This window comes from Archangium sp. Cb G35, assembly GCF_001896145.1.
Lineage (GTDB): Bacteria > Myxococcota > Myxococcia > Myxococcales > Myxococcaceae > Archangium > Archangium violaceum.
In genome coordinates, this window is record NZ_MPOI01000012.1 from 251729 (window position 1) to 266783 (window position 15055).

The following is a 15055-nucleotide window of genomic DNA, read 5'->3' on the forward strand; positions in this document are numbered from 1 at the left end:
TCGGATGAAGCTCCGCCCTTATCGTCCTACGTCTCTTCACCGTCAAGCTCCTCTCCGGCTCCGCCACTCCCGCCCTCCTCCGTGAGACGTGGAGGCTTCGACAACGCCTCGGCCTCCGGCGACACGGCGGCCGAGGTCGCCATGTCCCGGCGTGCTCCCGCGCTCGCCGTCAGCAGCGCCAGCATGTGCTCGCACGGCCCCTGGTTGAGAATGTTCTCCAGGAAGAAGTCACAGCCACAGGTGGCGAAGATGAGCCGCTCCTCGTCGTTGAGGACGAGCTCCACCCGGGTCTGCTCCGCGACCGCACCCACCACCACCTGGTCACGATGGATGATCTCCCGGCGCTCCGTTCCCTCGGGCGTGCGCAGCCACTTGATCTTCCGCGTCTCGCGCGGCGTGACGGACTCCACCTTCACCCGGCCCTCCTGGAGCAGCGCGTGGGCCCGCTCGCGCCGGATGTCCGGTGGGAAGAGGCGCTCCTCGTCCACGGGTGTCTCGAAGAGCTCGCGGTGGCGGTACTCGCGGCGCTGCACGTCGAAGATCGTCATCCCCGCCCGGCACAAGTGGAACAGGGCCCGGCTCGTGTCCGGCTTGTCCGCCCCCACCGCCTGGGACAGGGCCTCCACACTCGCGGCCTGCCGCTCGCGCAGCACGGCGAGCACCCTCTCCTTCAACCCCGGAGGCACTGGCGCATCCGGCGTGAGCAGATCGAAGCTCCCCGTGCCGCTGAAGCGCTGGCCGCTCCACCCGGTGAGCCCCAGCACCCATGTCACCCCGGGCAGCTCCACGGCATAGAAGCTCGGCAGGGCCCGGCCCTTGAGGAAGACGTCCACCTTGTTCGCGTAGGGCAGCAACGGCTCGAGCAGCCGCAACCGGCGGCGCCCCCAGGTGCGGATGGTGCGCGGCTCGTCGTAGCCGTGCTCCGCCCCTCGCAGGACGATGCGCTCCTCCCACGGCTCCAGCACCAGCGCCGCGGGCTGGCCGGGCTCGAAGACGTAGCGCAGCGCTCGCGGCGACACCTTCGCATGGCTGAAGCGCAGGAAGCGCAGGGCGGCGACCAGATCCACCGGGCGCACGGTGAGCCGCGTCCCCGGCAGCGCCATGGCCCCCTGGAGCTGGAGGAAGCCACGCACCCACGACTCCGGCAGCTCCACCTTCTTCTCGAAGCGGCCTCCAGCGCCTTCCGTTCGCACCTCGAGGCCGGGCTTCTCGATGCGCAACCACGTGTCACGCGAGGAGCGCATCTCCCCCAGCGCCGCCCACAGCCACGCCGTGAAGTCGACGTTCGTGGTGCCGCACTCCACCGCCCCTTCCGTCTCGAACAGCTCCCGATCGACGATGACCAGGCCGTAGGCGCTCTGGTCCTGGCTGAAGGCCTCGAAGAAGACACGGTCGCGATGCACGGTGACGACCGGGTCGAGCACGCCCCAGAGGTATTCCTCCGTGGAGGCCCAGGAGTCATCGGACCAGATGAGCTCGCCGAGCGCCTGGAGCGCGAGCCTCACCGAGAGGACGTGCTCGCGGATGCGGCCGTGGAAGCGCAGCGGGCGGCGGAGGTTGGGAGACAGGCCGAGTTGCGCCCGGTCCCGGTCCGAGGTGAAGGCGCTGGGGATGGCGTAGTCGACGAGGAGCGGAATCACGCGGCACCTCCGTACACCACCGGCTGCTCGGAGGGGCCCCGGAGCGCGGGCCAGCGGTGGAGGATGCCGGCGAGTATCCCGAGCAGCGCCTCCTTCGGGTACCGCTGGTCCGGCAGGTCCAGGGCATCCCGGATGCGGCCCACGAGCTGACGCGCGGCGGCCTCGTCCCGGGCGGCGTTGCGCAGGGCCCCCAAGGCCATCAGCCGCGTCTTGCGATGCAGGGGACGCAGGAGGGTGGCCTGGAGCAGATCCACGTTCCGCGCGGCCAGGGTCCGGGCCCGCTCGTCGTCCCGGCCGAGCACCCGGAAGGCGAGCGCCTGCACGTGGATCTGCGGTGACTCGAGCAGGTCCCTCATCGCGCGTGCATCCGCCGCGTAGTGCGCATGGGCCCGTTCGAAGAAGAGCCGGGCCAGCCGGTTGTGGCGGACCAGCATGCCGTAGTTGCCGATGGCGAAGGCCGGCATCTTCCCCAGCACGGTGGCCGCCCGGGACACGAACGCCTCGGGCGAGCGTGCCAGCAACGCCTCGTAGGAGGCCGAGAGCCGCTCGATGACCTCGGCCCACTTAGAGGGCTGCTTCGAGGCGCCGTAATGGACGCTCTGGAGCGCCACGCGGCTGGCGAGGTAGTCCACCAGTGGCTCGTCATCCCGCTCGATGGCTCGGGTGGTGAGCTTCGGATAGGTGCCACTCCACCCGGGAGAGACGTGCCGCAGGAAGGGGCCGCGCACGAGGTCCGGGAACCGCTCGTACAGCAGCACCGCCGTCTCGTCCTTGAGCGGCTGCACCTGGACGAGGCCGAGGCCGGGGAAGTTGAGCTCCCTGCCCACTCCCGTGAGCAGCAGGAGCCGCCTCCGCACCTCATCCCCGGGCAACCGCGAACGCTGGATGAGGCCGAGCACCTCGCTGTCATAGGTGTCGGGTGACGCCGAGGTGCACATCAGCGCGGACCACAGATCGAACCATTCCCGCTCGCGCGCCAGCTCCACCAGTTGGGAGAAGCTCCGGTTCAGGGGCACCCAGGGCTGGCGTACGTCGCGCACGTGGCGCAGCAGGTAGGGCACGGCATCCCGGCCGCGCTCGCGGGCGAGTGCGAGGAACGTCGTGGCCGCGTCCTTGAGCCATTGCGCCGGGTGCCGCTGCTCGAGCGCCTCCACCAACGCTCCAGGCTCCCGGACGCTGCCGCACAGCGCCAGCACGTCCTGCTTCCAGGTCTCCTCCGGCACCTGCCGGCGGTAGAGGTCGAGAGCGAGCGCCTCGTCGCCGCGCTCGCGCGCCAGGACGGGCAGCTTCTGCCAGGGGGAGCTCCGGCCGAAGCCGTGCCACCGCCCCCAGGGCAGGTGCGCGAGAATGAAGCCGCGCGAGACCACGGCGTCCGCGGTGTAGAGGGTGATGGCCGCCAGCTCGTCGAGATTGAAGGGGAAGTCGAACTGGTTCAGCACGAGCTGGCGCTGGGTCCGGGTGGAGGCCGCGCCGTAGCGGGCCAGCAAATCCCCGAGCCAGCGCTTGCGACGCGCATCCCAGGAGAGGTCCTGAAGCTGGAGCCGGTACAACCGGCGGAACAGCTCCACGTCTCCGGATCGCTCGACGTCCTGGAGCCACTTCTCGAAGAGCTCCGCGGTGGGCCCCTTGAAGACGGATTTGGGGCGGCCTCGCGTGTCGAAGGTGAACTGCGGGAACCGGGCGAGGATGAAGGGACGGAAGACGGTGCGGTTGCGGTAGTAGAGCCCGGGACCCCAGAGGGCGATCAGCCCCGGGAAGGGCCAGCGCGTGGCCATCTCCTCCATCCCCTGCCGCAACTGTCCGTCATCCAGGTCCATCGCGAAGAGGCCCCGCAGGGCCTGCTCCACCTCGCGGCTCTCCCGTAACCACCGTTGCTGCGGAGTTTCCACGCGATCCCTCCCGGTACGAGCGTACCCGAAGGGCTCACGGAGGTGACCAGCAACCTGGACCCGTCCACCCCTCGCGGCCTCCCGCGAGCACCACCTTGCGCCACCCGCCCTCCCTCGCCACCACCTCCAACAGGCTTCCCGCCGTCAGCCGCTCCACCACCGGCGCTCCGGTGGTGGCCTCCTCCCGCGCCAGGCAGTCCAGTGGCAACACCGCCGCGGCGGGCTCCTCGGGAGCTTGCGCCACGGGAGGCGGAGCCACCTTCACCGGATCCACCGTCCCCGTCGTGGCCCGGTTCACCAGCCCCACCACTCCGCCCAGCATCACCGCCAGCAGCATGGCCAACAGGACGCGCCGGTCCTCCCACGCCGGAGGCTTCAGCGCCGCCTCCACCGCCGGACGCGTCGCGGGCATTCCCAGGTTGGCCCGCATCACGCCCTGCCAGGCCTCCTCCAGCTTCGCCGCCAGCTCGCCCGAGCGCTTCGTCATCTCCCGCGACCACGTCCGCAGCGGCGCAACCTCCGCCTCCAGCCGCGAGCGCAACGACGCCTTGCGCTGCAGGAAGTGCGACACCAGCGCCCGCCGCTCCGCCTCGCTCACCGCCAGCCCCGGATCGAACCGGAAGCCCTTCTCCACCTCCTTCGCCCAAGCGATCAGCTTCGTCGTCCGCACCTCGCCGAAGCCCGGCACCTGCCTCACGTCCTCCTTCAGCACGTCGTACGCGGACTCGATGCCCCAGCGCACCAGGTTCGCCTTCAGCACCTGCTTGATGCCGTCGATCTCCTGGTCCTCGATGAGCACACCGCGCAGGAACTGCTCGCGCTGCATCGCCTCACGGTGCTGGAGCTGCCGCCGCTGCTCGGCCTCGAACTCCGGCTGCAGCTTGCCGTACTCCGCGCGCAGCCCGTGCAACAGCTGGCGCGCCCGATCCGCCATCCGCTGGAGCTCGTCCTTGAAACGCTCGGACTCGGCCTGCGCCGCGAACAGGCCCGCCTCCGCCTGCCGCAACAACCCCTGCTGCTCGGCCACCTCCACCGGGAGCCGCTGGCGCTTCCGGCTCAGCCACCACACGACCGCGGCACTGCCCAGCAGCGTGCCGCCCGGCACCAGCAGCAATCCACCCACCCTGGCGGAAACCAGCATCACCAGCCACCAGCCCACCGTGGCCAGCACCCCGCCCACCAGCATGGCCACGCTGGCCTGCCGCACCCGATCCACCTCGGCCTGGAACTCCGCCGGCAGCCGGTCCGGTAGCGCGGGCATCGGCGGCGGCGCCACGGGCGAAATGAGGTTCGGCGCCAGCAGCCGTTGCGACTCGGTCCACAGCGGCTCCAGCTCCTGGAAGGTGCAGGTGAAGCCCTGGGGCCCCGGGGCCGTGTTCTGCGGCGCGCCGAAGAAGGCCACCCCGCGCGTGGCCATCATCTGGCACCACGGGCAGGTCGGCAGGTGCTGCGGGTACTTGTGCGTGGGCTCCTGGGCACAGCTGCGCAGCGAGCGCGCCAGGGCCTGCAGGGCCCGGTACCACTCGGTGGCGCCCGGCCGGCCCACCCTCGGTGCATCCGGGGCGAAGGCATCCTCGAAGAGCCGGCCCAGCTCCGGTGTCAGCGTCTCCAGGGGCAGGTGGATGGCCGGCGGCGTCATCTGCAGCGCCCGCGCGTTGCGGCCATAGGCGAAGCGGAACTCGCGGATGGCCCGCTCCGGCGTCATCTCCCCCTGCCCCGTGAAGACGCCCGTGAAGGGATGGCGCCCCAGGAACAACAGGTGGAAGAGCAACACCCCCAGGCTGAAGCCCTCGTGCGACGGCGTCCGCTCCAGCCCCCCGAAGGGCTGGCCCTGCAGCTCGGGAGGCGTGAAGAGCGGCACGCCCACCTCGCAGCGGAACACCCGTTTGTCCGTGCGAATCTGGAACGAGTCGCAGTCGATCAACCGCACCGTGGCGTCCCGCGGCGACACCAGCAGGTTGCTCTCGTTGACGTCCCCCACCAGGTGGCCGACCGCGTGCAGCTCCTCGAAGACGCTGGCGCAGTTGAGCGCCGTCTGCACGAGGAAGGACCAGTCCGCGGTGGGGAACTCCTTGCGGCGGCTGGCCGTGGAGTACAGCAGGTGGATGGGCTTGAGGCCGCTCACCCGGGGCATGGTGAAGCCCCGCACCGGGCCTCCCGCCCGGCCCTCGTGCAGCACCTCGTGCGGCCAGGCCGCCAGCTTCTCCACGCCCGGCGGTGCATGGGCCGCCATCCACGTCAGCTTCTGGCCCTGCTCGGCCGGCGGCGCCGTCAGGTACACCTTCGCCACGCGCGAGGCGTCCTTCGGCAGCACGTACACCACGCCCTCGCCTCCACGCCCCACCTCGGGGCCCAGGGCCACCCGCTCACCCCGCGAATTGAAGAGGACGGGCTGGGACACGTGCTACCCGGCTTCTGGCGAGGACTCGCGCACGGCGAGCACGAGCGTCTTGTCATCATCCGTGCGCTCGTTCACCGCGGGCGAGTCCAGGAACGAGCGCAGGGGCACCACCAGATCGTCCGGATTCGCGGCGCCACGCAGCGCGGTGAACAGGGGCTCGAAGAAGGGACGGTGCACCGAGCGCGAAGCGAAGTGCAGCGCCAGCATCTGCAAACCATCGGTGAACAGGGCCACCTCGTCCACGGACTCCCGGCTCACCACCTGCAGCACCTGCTCCAGGTCCGCCGAGGTGAGGAACCACGTGGTGTTGGCGTACTCGCCCGCCTGCGGCCAGAAGATGGGCACGTACCCCTCGCCCTCGCGCACGACGATGGCTCCATCCCCCACCTGCGCGAAGACGGCGGCGTGCTCGCCCACCACCGCCGTCAGCAGCGTGCAGGAAAGCTCGCGCAGCGGCACCTCCCGCCGGGCGGCCTCCTCCTCCAGCGCCCGCCGCACCTGCCGGTACCAGTCACGGATGCGCTCCGGATCCCGCACGGCCTCCGGGCCCTCGCGCTCGAGCGCCTCGCAGGCCACCTGCACGAAGCGCCGGCACGCCAGCGCCGAGCCTTCCTGGCTCAACCCGGCGCTGCCCGCCCCGTCCGCGCAAGCCACCACCAGGAAGGTGTCCTGCCCGGGACTCGTCACCGTCCCGTCGCAGCTGTCCTGGCAGGGCGTGGCCGAGCGCCGGTGCGAGGTTCCCTCCAGGGACTGCTGGAGCAGCCTCCACATCGCGATACTCCCCGCCCTACACGGAGGCCCAGCCGCCGGGTGCCGCCGGGTTGGCCAGCCGCACCTCGTCGGTCGTCTGCGAGCGCGAGACGGCCTTCTGCGAGTTGGACAGCCACTGGAACAAGTCCCGGAAGCGCAGCCCGTCCAGCTTGAGCGGCTCGCGCACGGAGATCTGCTTGAGCACGTCCAGGTTGGCCCCCTCCACGCCCACGGAGAAGAAGGAGAAGGCCTTGCTGGCCTCGCCCTGGCGCACGCGCTCGGCGGCGGCCTGCCACGCGTCCGTGGGGCCTCCATCCGTGATGAGGAAGATCCATGGCCGGTAGAAGAGGATGCCGTTCTGCCGGTAGAGGCTCTTGCGCGCCGACAGCATGTCCGTGGCGCGGACGATGGCCTCGCCCATGGGGGTGTTGCCCTCCGCCGTCAGCGCGGTGGGGAAGAAGGCCTCGGCGGTGGAGAAGTCGTGCAGCGTCTGCACCTGGCCCCCGAAGGTGACCACCGCCACCTCCACCCGCTTGGAGGCGAGGCTGTCCGCGGCCAGCTCGTCACGGTACTGGAGCAGTCCCGCGTTGAGCGCCTCGATGGGGCGCCCATTCATGGACCCGGAAGTGTCCAGCAGCAGCACGCACGGGCAGCGCGGCTCCGGGTTCTCGGCGAACGACAAGGCTCCAAATGGTACTTGCTCGGCCACGAGGCTCCCTCTCGGGTGCGCGGGGCGGATCTCCCCCCCTGGGTCGAGGGCGGATCTACCAGGGCTGCCCCGGGTTGAACAGGCACGGTTCGTCCAACCCTCACGGGCGGCGGTCCTCCACCGCGGGCCCTCGAAGCAGCTTGAGCCGCAGGTTCGCCGCCGGCAGGCGTACCTCTCCCCTGGCCGCCTGGAACCGCTCACCCGGCGAGAGCTCGTACGCATAGCGGCCCGGCGCCAATCCATCCACCTCGAAGCTCCCATCCTCGGCCGTCGTGGCGCTGCCCCCGCTCCGTCCATCGAGCGCGGTCAGGACGATGCGGACCCCGCCCACCCCGCGTCCCCCGGGATTCACGATGCGCCCCTTCGCGGGCGCGGCTGGAGGGAGGACGGCGTCGGCCGGGAAGGTGTCTCCCGCCTTCAGCTCTCCGGCGAGGGGCTCCGGCGGGGAGACGTGGCCACGGGCCTTGAAGGAAAGCCGCACCTGGCCCCGCTCCACGCATTCGAAGCGGAAGCGCCCCTCCGTGGAGGTGGTGGCGAGCATCTTCCGCCAGCTGCCCTCGCGGCCGAGCAGCAGCTCCACCTCCGCCCGGGGGATGGGCTCCCCGGTGGGACGCGAGACACGCCCGGCGACTTCGGCGCAGGGCTCCAGGGTGAGCCGGATGTCCGTGGCGTCCCGGTCCTCGGGGATGAGGACCGTGGCCATCGCGAGCTCCCGCCCCTCGCGCACCGTCAAGGCGTAGGAGCCGGGCGGGAGTCCCGCCAGGTGGAAGTCGCCCTCCTCGCGGGTCTGGATGAGCCCTTGCAACCCCTGCCCCTCGAGCCGGACGCGGAGGCCGGCCTCGCCATTCCCACCCGGGCGGAGCACGCGGCCCGAGAGGCTCCGGGGCACATGGAGGTGAAGGGTGGTGCCCTCGGCCCCCACCGGGCCCGCGTCCGCGAGGCGCCCGGAAAGCGAGGCGACCACGTGGTACTCGCCCGTGGGCACCGGGGAGAAGGTGGCCTTTCCCCCGGCATCCGAGACCGTCAGGAAGGCCTGGCCACCCACCTGGGGCAGCAGCGCGACCCGGGCCCCGGACAGAGGCCTCCCCGAGCCTCCATCCTCCACGGCCACCTGGATGCTCCTGCCCTTCTCCAGCGACACCCCGACCACGTTGGCCCCGGCGGGAACGGCGGCCAGGAAGGCGGTCCCCTTCGGGCCACTGGCCCAGAGGTCATAGGTGGACTCCCGGAGCTGGGTGAACTCGAACCAGCCATCGGCACCGGTCACGGTCCGGGCCATGGGCGCCTCGAGGCCGAGCCACTCCGCGGTCCGCGCCAGCTCACCCTTCATCGCGCCGCACCCGGGGTCGAGCATGGTCATCCCGGGCACCCCGGAGGAGCAGGCCCGCGCGGACAGGGGCACATCGGCATGAGGGACGGCGCTCACCGTCACGCCCCCCGCGGGCTTGCCCTCCCAGGTCACCACGCCCCGGAGGACGAGCGAGCCACTGGGGAGCGGCTCCCGGGAAGGCCCGGCCGGCCGCTGGGGCGCGGATTCCCCGGAGGACGGGAGCGTACCGGTCTCGTGCGCACAGCCCGCGGCCCCGAGCACGAGGACTCCCACCACCACTGATGCCAACAGGCGCGACACACCAGACTCCCGGACGTTCATGAAGACGGCGTGGACTCTACCCTGCTCCCCCTCCGCCGGAGTGACCGGGGCGTGACGGACCGGCCGGCCCCTCGCGCCCGGGGCGGTCACCCGGGAATCACCGCCGTGCGGCATCTCTCCGCGCACGACCCTTTCCGGAGGATACCCACCTTGCAGCCCACGCCCATCCGCCGCACCCCACCGGGGCCGCCTCCCATGCCGCTGATCGGCGAGTTCGGCAGCCAGTTCCGCCTCTTCAGCGACTTCATTGGCGGGCTCTCCGAGCTGCAACGCCATGGCCCGCTCGTCAGCCTGGCCAGTGGCTCCGGCCGGCACATCCTCGTGTTCGCTCCCGAGTACGTCCAGCAGGTACTCAGCAACCCGGGCCTCTTCCTCTCGCTCGAGCCGGCGAAGAACGCGCCCCCGGGCTCGTCCCTGCGGCGCCTGTGGACGGGGCTCGGCACCACCAACGGCGAGGTGCACAAGAAGGGGCGCCGGCTGATGCTGCCCGCCTTCCACAAGAAGCGCGTGGAGGGCTATCGCGACGACATGGTCTCCCTGTTCCAGCGCATGCTCGACGGCTGGCGGCCCGGCGAGACGCGCGACCTCTCCGCGGACATGCGGCGCGTCACCCTGCTGGTGGTGACCAAGGCGCTCTTCGGACTGGAGGATGAGCAGGAGTGCCTCGCCCATGGCGAGCTGCTCTCGGAGTGGTTCCGCCTGTTCGGCAGCGCCTCGGTGCAGTTACTCCAGCACGATTGGCCGCTGCTGCCCTACCGCCGGGTAATGCGCATCTCCGAGCGGGGCGAGGCCGCCATCCGCGACCTCATCGCCCGCAAGCGGCGCGAGGGCGGCGGAGGCAATGACGTGCTCTCGCTGCTGCTCGAGGCGCGTGACGAGGACGGGGGCTCGCTCTCCGACGAGGAGTTGGTGGGGCACATCACCATCCTCTTCATTGCCGGCCACGAGACCACCGCGAACGCGCTCACCTGGACCCTGTTCCTGTTGGATCAGCACCCCGAGGTCCACGCCGCCCTGGTGGACGAGCTCCAGGGCACCCTGCGGGGCGAGGCCCCAGCGCTCGAGCAACTGGAGCAGTTGCCGCTGCTGGACCGGGTCATCAAGGAGAGCATGCGGCTCCTGCCTCCCGTGCCGCTGAGCCAGCGGGTGGCGGCGGCTCCATTCGAGATGGGCGGCTACTCCTTCGACGCGGGCACGGAGCTCATCTACAGCCCCTACGTCACCCACCGGATGCCCGAGCTCTACCCCGAGCCCGCGCGCTTCCTCCCCGAGCGCTGGAAGACGTTGGATCCGCCCGTGTATGCCTACATCCCGTTCGCCAACGGGCCCCGCCGCTGCATCGGCGCCACCCTGGCGATGATGGAGCTCAAGCTGGCCCTGGCCATGATGCTGCAACGCTACCGGCTCGCCCTGGTGCCCGGCTCCCGCATCGATCGCGAGGTGTTGATCACCCTCAGCCCCAAGCACGGCATGCCCATGACGGTGCACGCCCAGGATCGGCGCTTCACGCGCGCACCTTGGCGCGGCAACGTCCGCGAGATGCTGGCGCTCGAATGAGGCGTGGCCGCTGTCAGGGCTCGCTGCCTCGCAGGGAGGCGGCGCGCTGACGGCAGCGGGCTTCCCGGGCCCGGACGAGTGCCGCCTCGTCATGGCGGCCCGCCTCGAGGAGGAGCGCGGCGGCACGGGCGTACAGCTCCGCGGCCTCGGCGGGGAGGAGGACCTCCTCGTCATCGTTCGCAGCCCGGAGCAGCGAGGGGAGCGCACGCTGGGGCTCGCCCGCTTCGAACCAGTGGTGCGCCACCACCACGGGCGGTGCCTTCATGCGCTCGAGCACCTCGCCCAGACGCACGTGGAGCATGCGGCGCAGGGGCTCGGGGATGGCCCCCGCCACCGCCTCGTGGACGAGATCGTGCGTGAAGCGCTCGCCCGCCATCACCTGGGCCGACTCCAGCTCCACGGCGGCCTCGCCCACCTGCAGCGCGCCCACCTCCAGCACCGCGGACGCCAGCGAATAGGAGAACCACGTGCGGGCCAGGGCCGCCACGCGCGCCAGCCGGAGCGCCGCGGGGGACAGCGCCTCCAGCCGCCGCTGGATGAGCCGCCCCACCCTGCCAGGAGGAGGCAGCCGCTCGGGCCAGTCCCCCTCCAGTGCGCCCGTCTCCACCAGGTGCTTCACCGTCTCCACCGCGTAGAGCGGATTGCCACCGGTGTAGCGCGCGATGCGCTCGGCGTGCCGCTCCGCGCCGCCCAGGCCCAGCCCGGCCAGCAGGGACCGCACACCTTCGGGCCCGAGCGGCCGCAGCTCCACCACCTGGGCCACCCCCGCGTCCTCCAGGCCGCGCACCAGGCTCCACAAACTCTCCGAGCCCTCCCCTTTGCGCAGGCCCTGGATGCACCGGGGGAGACCCGCGCCATTCGTGGGGTACATGCGGCCGAAGGAATAGCGGGCCAGGGCCAGGTCCGCCTCGGAGAAGTAGTGCATGTCGTCCGAGACGAGCGTGTCGTAGGTGCCCATCAACCGCGTGGACATCTCGGTGATGGCGTCGAAGAGACGCATCCGGTCCGGCTCGCTGCTCACCGGAGGCAGCGCCTCGCCCGGCTCGGCCAGCTCGGGGAGCAGCCGCGACAACTCACGGCGAGCCCATTCTGGAATCTGGACGTCCGGGCGTACCGCTCGCCATTCCCGCAGCGAGCGGACCGTGGTGGCGAAGGGCACCTCCCTGTCTCCCGGGCGCCCCTCACAGCGGACCCAGCGCCCACGCGACTCGGCGAAGTCGGTGATGAGCCGGCTCTTGCCCACGCCCGGCTCTCCGACGATGACGAGCACCTGGCCCGCCTCCCATGCATCCAGGAGCACCTGCCACTCCGCCTCGCGCCCGGCGAGGACGGGAGGGCGCAGGATGTTCATCGGCAGGGGCCTGCGCGTGGCGGTGGCGCCGGGAAGCTGGGTGCCCTGCTCGAGGAGCCGGGCGAGCGCGAGTGTCTCCGGCAGGGGCTTCACGCCCAGCTCGCGCTCCAGGGTGCGCTCGAGCCGCTCGAAGACCTTCAGGGCGGCGCCGCGCTGGCCCTGTAGGTAGAGGAGCCTCATGAGGTGGCGGCCGGCATCCTCGGACTCGGGCTCGCGGCTGGCCCAGGCCTCTGCGAGCGCGAGCGCACCCGCCAGGTCTCCCGCCGCCTCTCGCCGGGAGAGCTCCGCGACGCGCGCCTTCCGCCACCAGCCCTCCACCCTGGCCCGGGCCCCGTCGAGCCAGCGCGCCAGCTCGGGGCTGTCATCGAATTGCAGACCGGCGAGCAGCTCTCCCTCGGACGCCCCGAACGGGAGGACGGCGTCCCGCAGTTGCAGCGCGTCCACCACCACGTTCCCGGAGAGCTGGAGTGACTCCTCGCCCTCGAGCAGCTCGTCTCCATCGCATGCGAGCCGCAGCCGGCGCTTGAGCTGGCGCAGGTTGTTGCGGGCCGTCGCCTCGGGAGAGCCGGGCCACAGCAGGGCGGACAGGACGGCCCGGGAGCACTGCCCCTCCAGCGCCACGTAGGCGAGCGCCACCGCGCCGGTATCCGCGAGGGAGACCTGACGCACACCATCGGAGAGCGAGGGAATGCCGAGGAGAGACAAGCGCCAACGCATTCCAGGTGGACGGGCCACCCCCCCGGGGGCCCCAGCTCTCACAGATGGCGGGCTCATGTGTGAGCCATGATTCTATCACGCGCGCGCAGTGGGGAGCGTGCGCTCCGAGGCAGGTAGAAAAAAACCGGCGAGGATTGCTCCCCGCCGGTTCCGGCACTCCGCTCTGCCGGCTGTCCGGGGACCTCGGCGAGGCCACCCCGGCCCCCGTCATTCACTCCGGAACCACTCCACCGGAATGCCCAGTGCCGCGAGAATCCGGTCGGGTGAACGCTCGCCCTTGATGTCGTCAACAACTGGGAAGGGTGGCACCTCATACGGCGGCTGCGCGAACTGTCCAATGCACGCCCCTCCCCGAAGTACGTTGACAAAGAATATGTCCAGGCTCGGTGAGGCTGTCACCCCATATACGGTCGCATGTGGGAGTCGTTCTGAAAGAGTAATATGAGCGAAGCCCAAGCTGCCTGTTCCGCCAGTTAGAAGGAGCCCTTGCGGCGTATCCTCCAAGCGGTAGAGCCCTGGAGCGAGTGGCGCGCCAGCCTCTTCCCCCAGTACGAGGTGTGCCTCCCGCGCACGGATGCCTTCCACCAGTGCGGCTTTCCGGAGCGGTTTGCTCACAGCCATGTCCGACGTGTCCTCGCTGTCCGGCAATGGGCAGCCCAGAGACTTCGCCAGAGCCTCTGGAGCTACTTCCTTGACCTCGCCTACGCCGTTTCGCCAAGACATGACGAGCCATGGGTCGTTGGCACGATCAATCGAGTACACGGGCTCGTCACATTCGAGCGAAAGTTCCTTGGCGATTTGAATCTCGGCGCCGACGTCAACGGGGTTTGTCCCCACGAGGGCGTGGTAGCGGCCACTTCCCAGGCTCATCTCAAAAGGCGACCCTTCTTCGTCCTCCTCACCTTTTTCCAAACACAATGCATCGTAGGCGCGGCTCTCCAGCCATGTCCGCTCACCTGAAGCCAGGACCGCCCAGAGTGGCCACCGGTTCATGGTGCACCTCCAGACAGTTCCTCCGGAAGCCTGAGAGTCGCGCGCAACTGCTTCGTTTTATTCAGGATCTCTGAGTCCTCGACATTGAGCGGGTATTCGACGAGCACGCTAAACCCGCCATTGGCGCATACCTCGGCGAGGTTCTGGTGCGCAACCTCGGTGGCGAATGGATACCTCGCCGGAAACTCGACGAGGCACAGGTTCGAGAACGTCCGGCACAGGCTGGAGCCCGGAGGCGTCGCGGAGCACAACCTCGCGCTCGAGGAGCAATGGAGCGTGGCGTCGCGAATCGAGACCTTCGCCCGGGCTCCGTCGAGCCAATGCGCCAGCTCGGGGCTGTCATCGAATTGCAGGCCGGCGAGCAGCTCCCCCTCGGACGCCCCGGCCGGAAGGACGGAGTCCCGCAGTCGCAGTGCGTCCACCACCACGTTCCCGGGCACTGCTCCGGGTTCCCGGGCTGTGGTGTCCCGCTGGAACTGGGGCCGCTCGGGTTCGACATCTGCTAGGGTGGACTCTGGAGGTATCCTACTCTGGTACGACTTCTCCCGTGGCTTCCACTCACCCTCGTCCTGGTGGGGAGTGCAGCGGCAGCGCAGCAGTCCCAACCCGTCGCCCGCGAGCGCCAGGAACGGCAGGTCATCATCCTGAGCAGTTCGAGCGAGCCGGTGCCGGAGGTGCGGGTGGCGGCCGACATCGCCACCACCCTGGTGTTCGACGCGCCCATCGACAGGGCCTCCGTGGAGGTAGAAGGACAGCGGACGCGCTTCCGGTTGGTGGACGTGGGCGAGCGCACGCTCTTCCTTGAACCTCTCGTGGTTCCTGGAGATGGAGAACGGCTGGGCGTACGGGTGCGCTACAAGGATGGAGCCTCCCCGGCGTATGCCGTCCTCGCGCTCGTCTCCCACCCCACGGAGGTGGACACCCGGGTGGACATTGCACGCATGCAACGTTCCCCGGCGGCATTGGAGGCGGCATTGGCCCGGTGCGAGGCGGGTGAGCCCGCCAACCTGGTGCTGTCGGGTCGGTTGGACCGGAGGGGCGTCCGAGCAGAGCGCATCATCATCGCCTCGGGTTCTCAAGTCCAAGCTGGCATGAAGCTGGAGGATGGCATCGGGTACCGGGCAGGCACCTGGGCGTTGGCCACGATCCGGGTGCACAACCTGCCCGGACAGCAGCCGTGGACGGCCGGGGAGGCGCGACTCACCAGGGCAAACGGCACACCCGTGCGGGTTGTCTCCGTCCGCATGGACAGGCCGCTGCTCGCTCCAGGAGACGTCGGCCTGGTGGTGGTGGAGACGGAGATGCCCTACTGGACGGCCGGGGAAGTGTTCCGCTTCGAGCTGCGGGAGAAGGGCGGTGGACGGCACCTTGTCATCGGCGCAGTGGAACTCTAGGAA

At 70.5% G+C, this 15055-nt stretch carries 11 protein-coding genes; 2 read left to right on the top strand and 9 right to left on the bottom strand.

Features of this window, described 5'->3' with window-relative positions; all coding sequences use genetic code 11:
• Positions 1–26: 26 nt before the first annotated feature.
• The 6 genes from BO221_RS33705 to BO221_RS33730 all read right to left on the bottom strand — a co-directional run bounded on the left by BO221_RS33705 (position 27) and on the right by BO221_RS33730 (position 9019).
• A complete protein-coding gene (locus tag BO221_RS33705) occupies positions 27–1640 on the bottom strand; it encodes an SWIM zinc finger family protein (RefSeq protein ID WP_073564966.1) in 1614 nt (537 codons plus the stop codon).
• Positions 1637–3529, bottom strand: coding sequence for a hypothetical protein (locus BO221_RS33710; protein WP_073564967.1), 1893 nt, complete (start codon positions 3527–3529; stop codon positions 1637–1639). Before BO221_RS33710 ends, BO221_RS33705 begins: the two co-directional genes overlap by 4 nt.
• A 34-nt stretch (positions 3530–3563) precedes the next feature.
• Positions 3564–5930, bottom strand: a complete 2367-nt coding sequence (locus tag BO221_RS57445; protein ID WP_073564968.1) for an SH3 domain-containing protein — start codon at positions 5928–5930, stop codon at positions 3564–3566.
• Positions 5931–5933: 3 nt separating this feature from the next.
• Positions 5934–6701, bottom strand: coding sequence for a PP2C family serine/threonine-protein phosphatase (locus tag BO221_RS33720; RefSeq protein WP_073564969.1), 768 nt, complete (start codon positions 6699–6701; stop codon positions 5934–5936).
• A gap of 16 nt (positions 6702–6717) precedes the next feature.
• The gene (locus BO221_RS33725) at positions 6718–7362 is read right to left on the bottom strand and encodes a VWA domain-containing protein (RefSeq protein WP_233166369.1); all 645 of its coding nucleotides are present in this window, start codon (positions 7360–7362) and stop codon (positions 6718–6720) included.
• Positions 7363–7489: 127 nt separating this feature from the next.
• Complete coding sequence (locus tag BO221_RS33730) at positions 7490–9019, bottom strand: collagen binding domain-containing protein (protein ID WP_158079958.1); 1530 nt, start codon at positions 9017–9019, stop codon at positions 7490–7492.
• A gap of 171 nt (positions 9020–9190) precedes the next feature.
• On the opposite strand from BO221_RS33730, the gene BO221_RS33735 reads away from it, so the two are divergent.
• The gene (locus BO221_RS33735) at positions 9191–10597 is read left to right on the top strand and encodes a cytochrome P450 (protein WP_083681764.1); all 1407 of its coding nucleotides are present in this window, start codon (positions 9191–9193) and stop codon (positions 10595–10597) included.
• Positions 10598–10610: 13 nt separating this feature from the next.
• Here BO221_RS33735 and BO221_RS33740 read toward each other — a convergent pair whose 3' ends face one another.
• The 3 genes from BO221_RS33740 to BO221_RS54170 form a co-directional block, all read right to left on the bottom strand.
• Positions 10611–12665 carry an AAA family ATPase gene (locus BO221_RS33740; RefSeq protein ID WP_073564972.1) on the bottom strand — a complete coding sequence of 685 codons (2055 nt, stop codon included), beginning with the start codon at positions 12663–12665 and terminating at the stop codon, positions 10611–10613.
• A 207-nt stretch (positions 12666–12872) separates the two neighbouring features.
• Positions 12873–13658 (bottom strand): hypothetical protein, encoded by a 786-nt coding sequence (locus tag BO221_RS54165; protein ID WP_143195834.1) that lies wholly within the window; start codon positions 13656–13658, stop codon positions 12873–12875.
• Positions 13655–14080: a hypothetical protein gene (locus BO221_RS54170; protein ID WP_143195835.1), complete on the bottom strand. Its 426-nt coding sequence runs from the start codon at positions 14078–14080 to the stop codon at positions 13655–13657. Before BO221_RS54170 ends, BO221_RS54165 begins: the two co-directional genes overlap by 4 nt.
• Before the next feature lie 150 nt (positions 14081–14230).
• Here BO221_RS54170 and BO221_RS33755 point away from each other — a divergent pair, with 150 nt between their 5' ends.
• Positions 14231–15052 (top strand): DUF2381 family protein, encoded by an 822-nt coding sequence (locus BO221_RS33755; protein ID WP_073564975.1) that lies wholly within the window; start codon positions 14231–14233, stop codon positions 15050–15052.
• Positions 15053–15055: the final 3 nt, after the last annotated feature.

Bases quoted from the DNA above. Each gene is read 5' to 3' on its own strand.
- BO221_RS33720 (WP_073564969.1), bottom strand. From the start codon at position 6,701: ATGTGGAGGCTGCTCCAGCAGTCCCTGGAGGGAACCTCGCACCGGCGC.
- BO221_RS33740 (WP_073564972.1), bottom strand. From the start codon at position 12,665: ATGCGTTGGCGCTTGTCTCTCCTCGGCATTCCCTCGCTCTCCGATGGT.
- BO221_RS54165 (WP_143195834.1), bottom strand. From the start codon at position 13,658: ATGAACCGGTGGCCACTCTGGGCGGTCCTGGCTTCAGGTGAGCGGACA.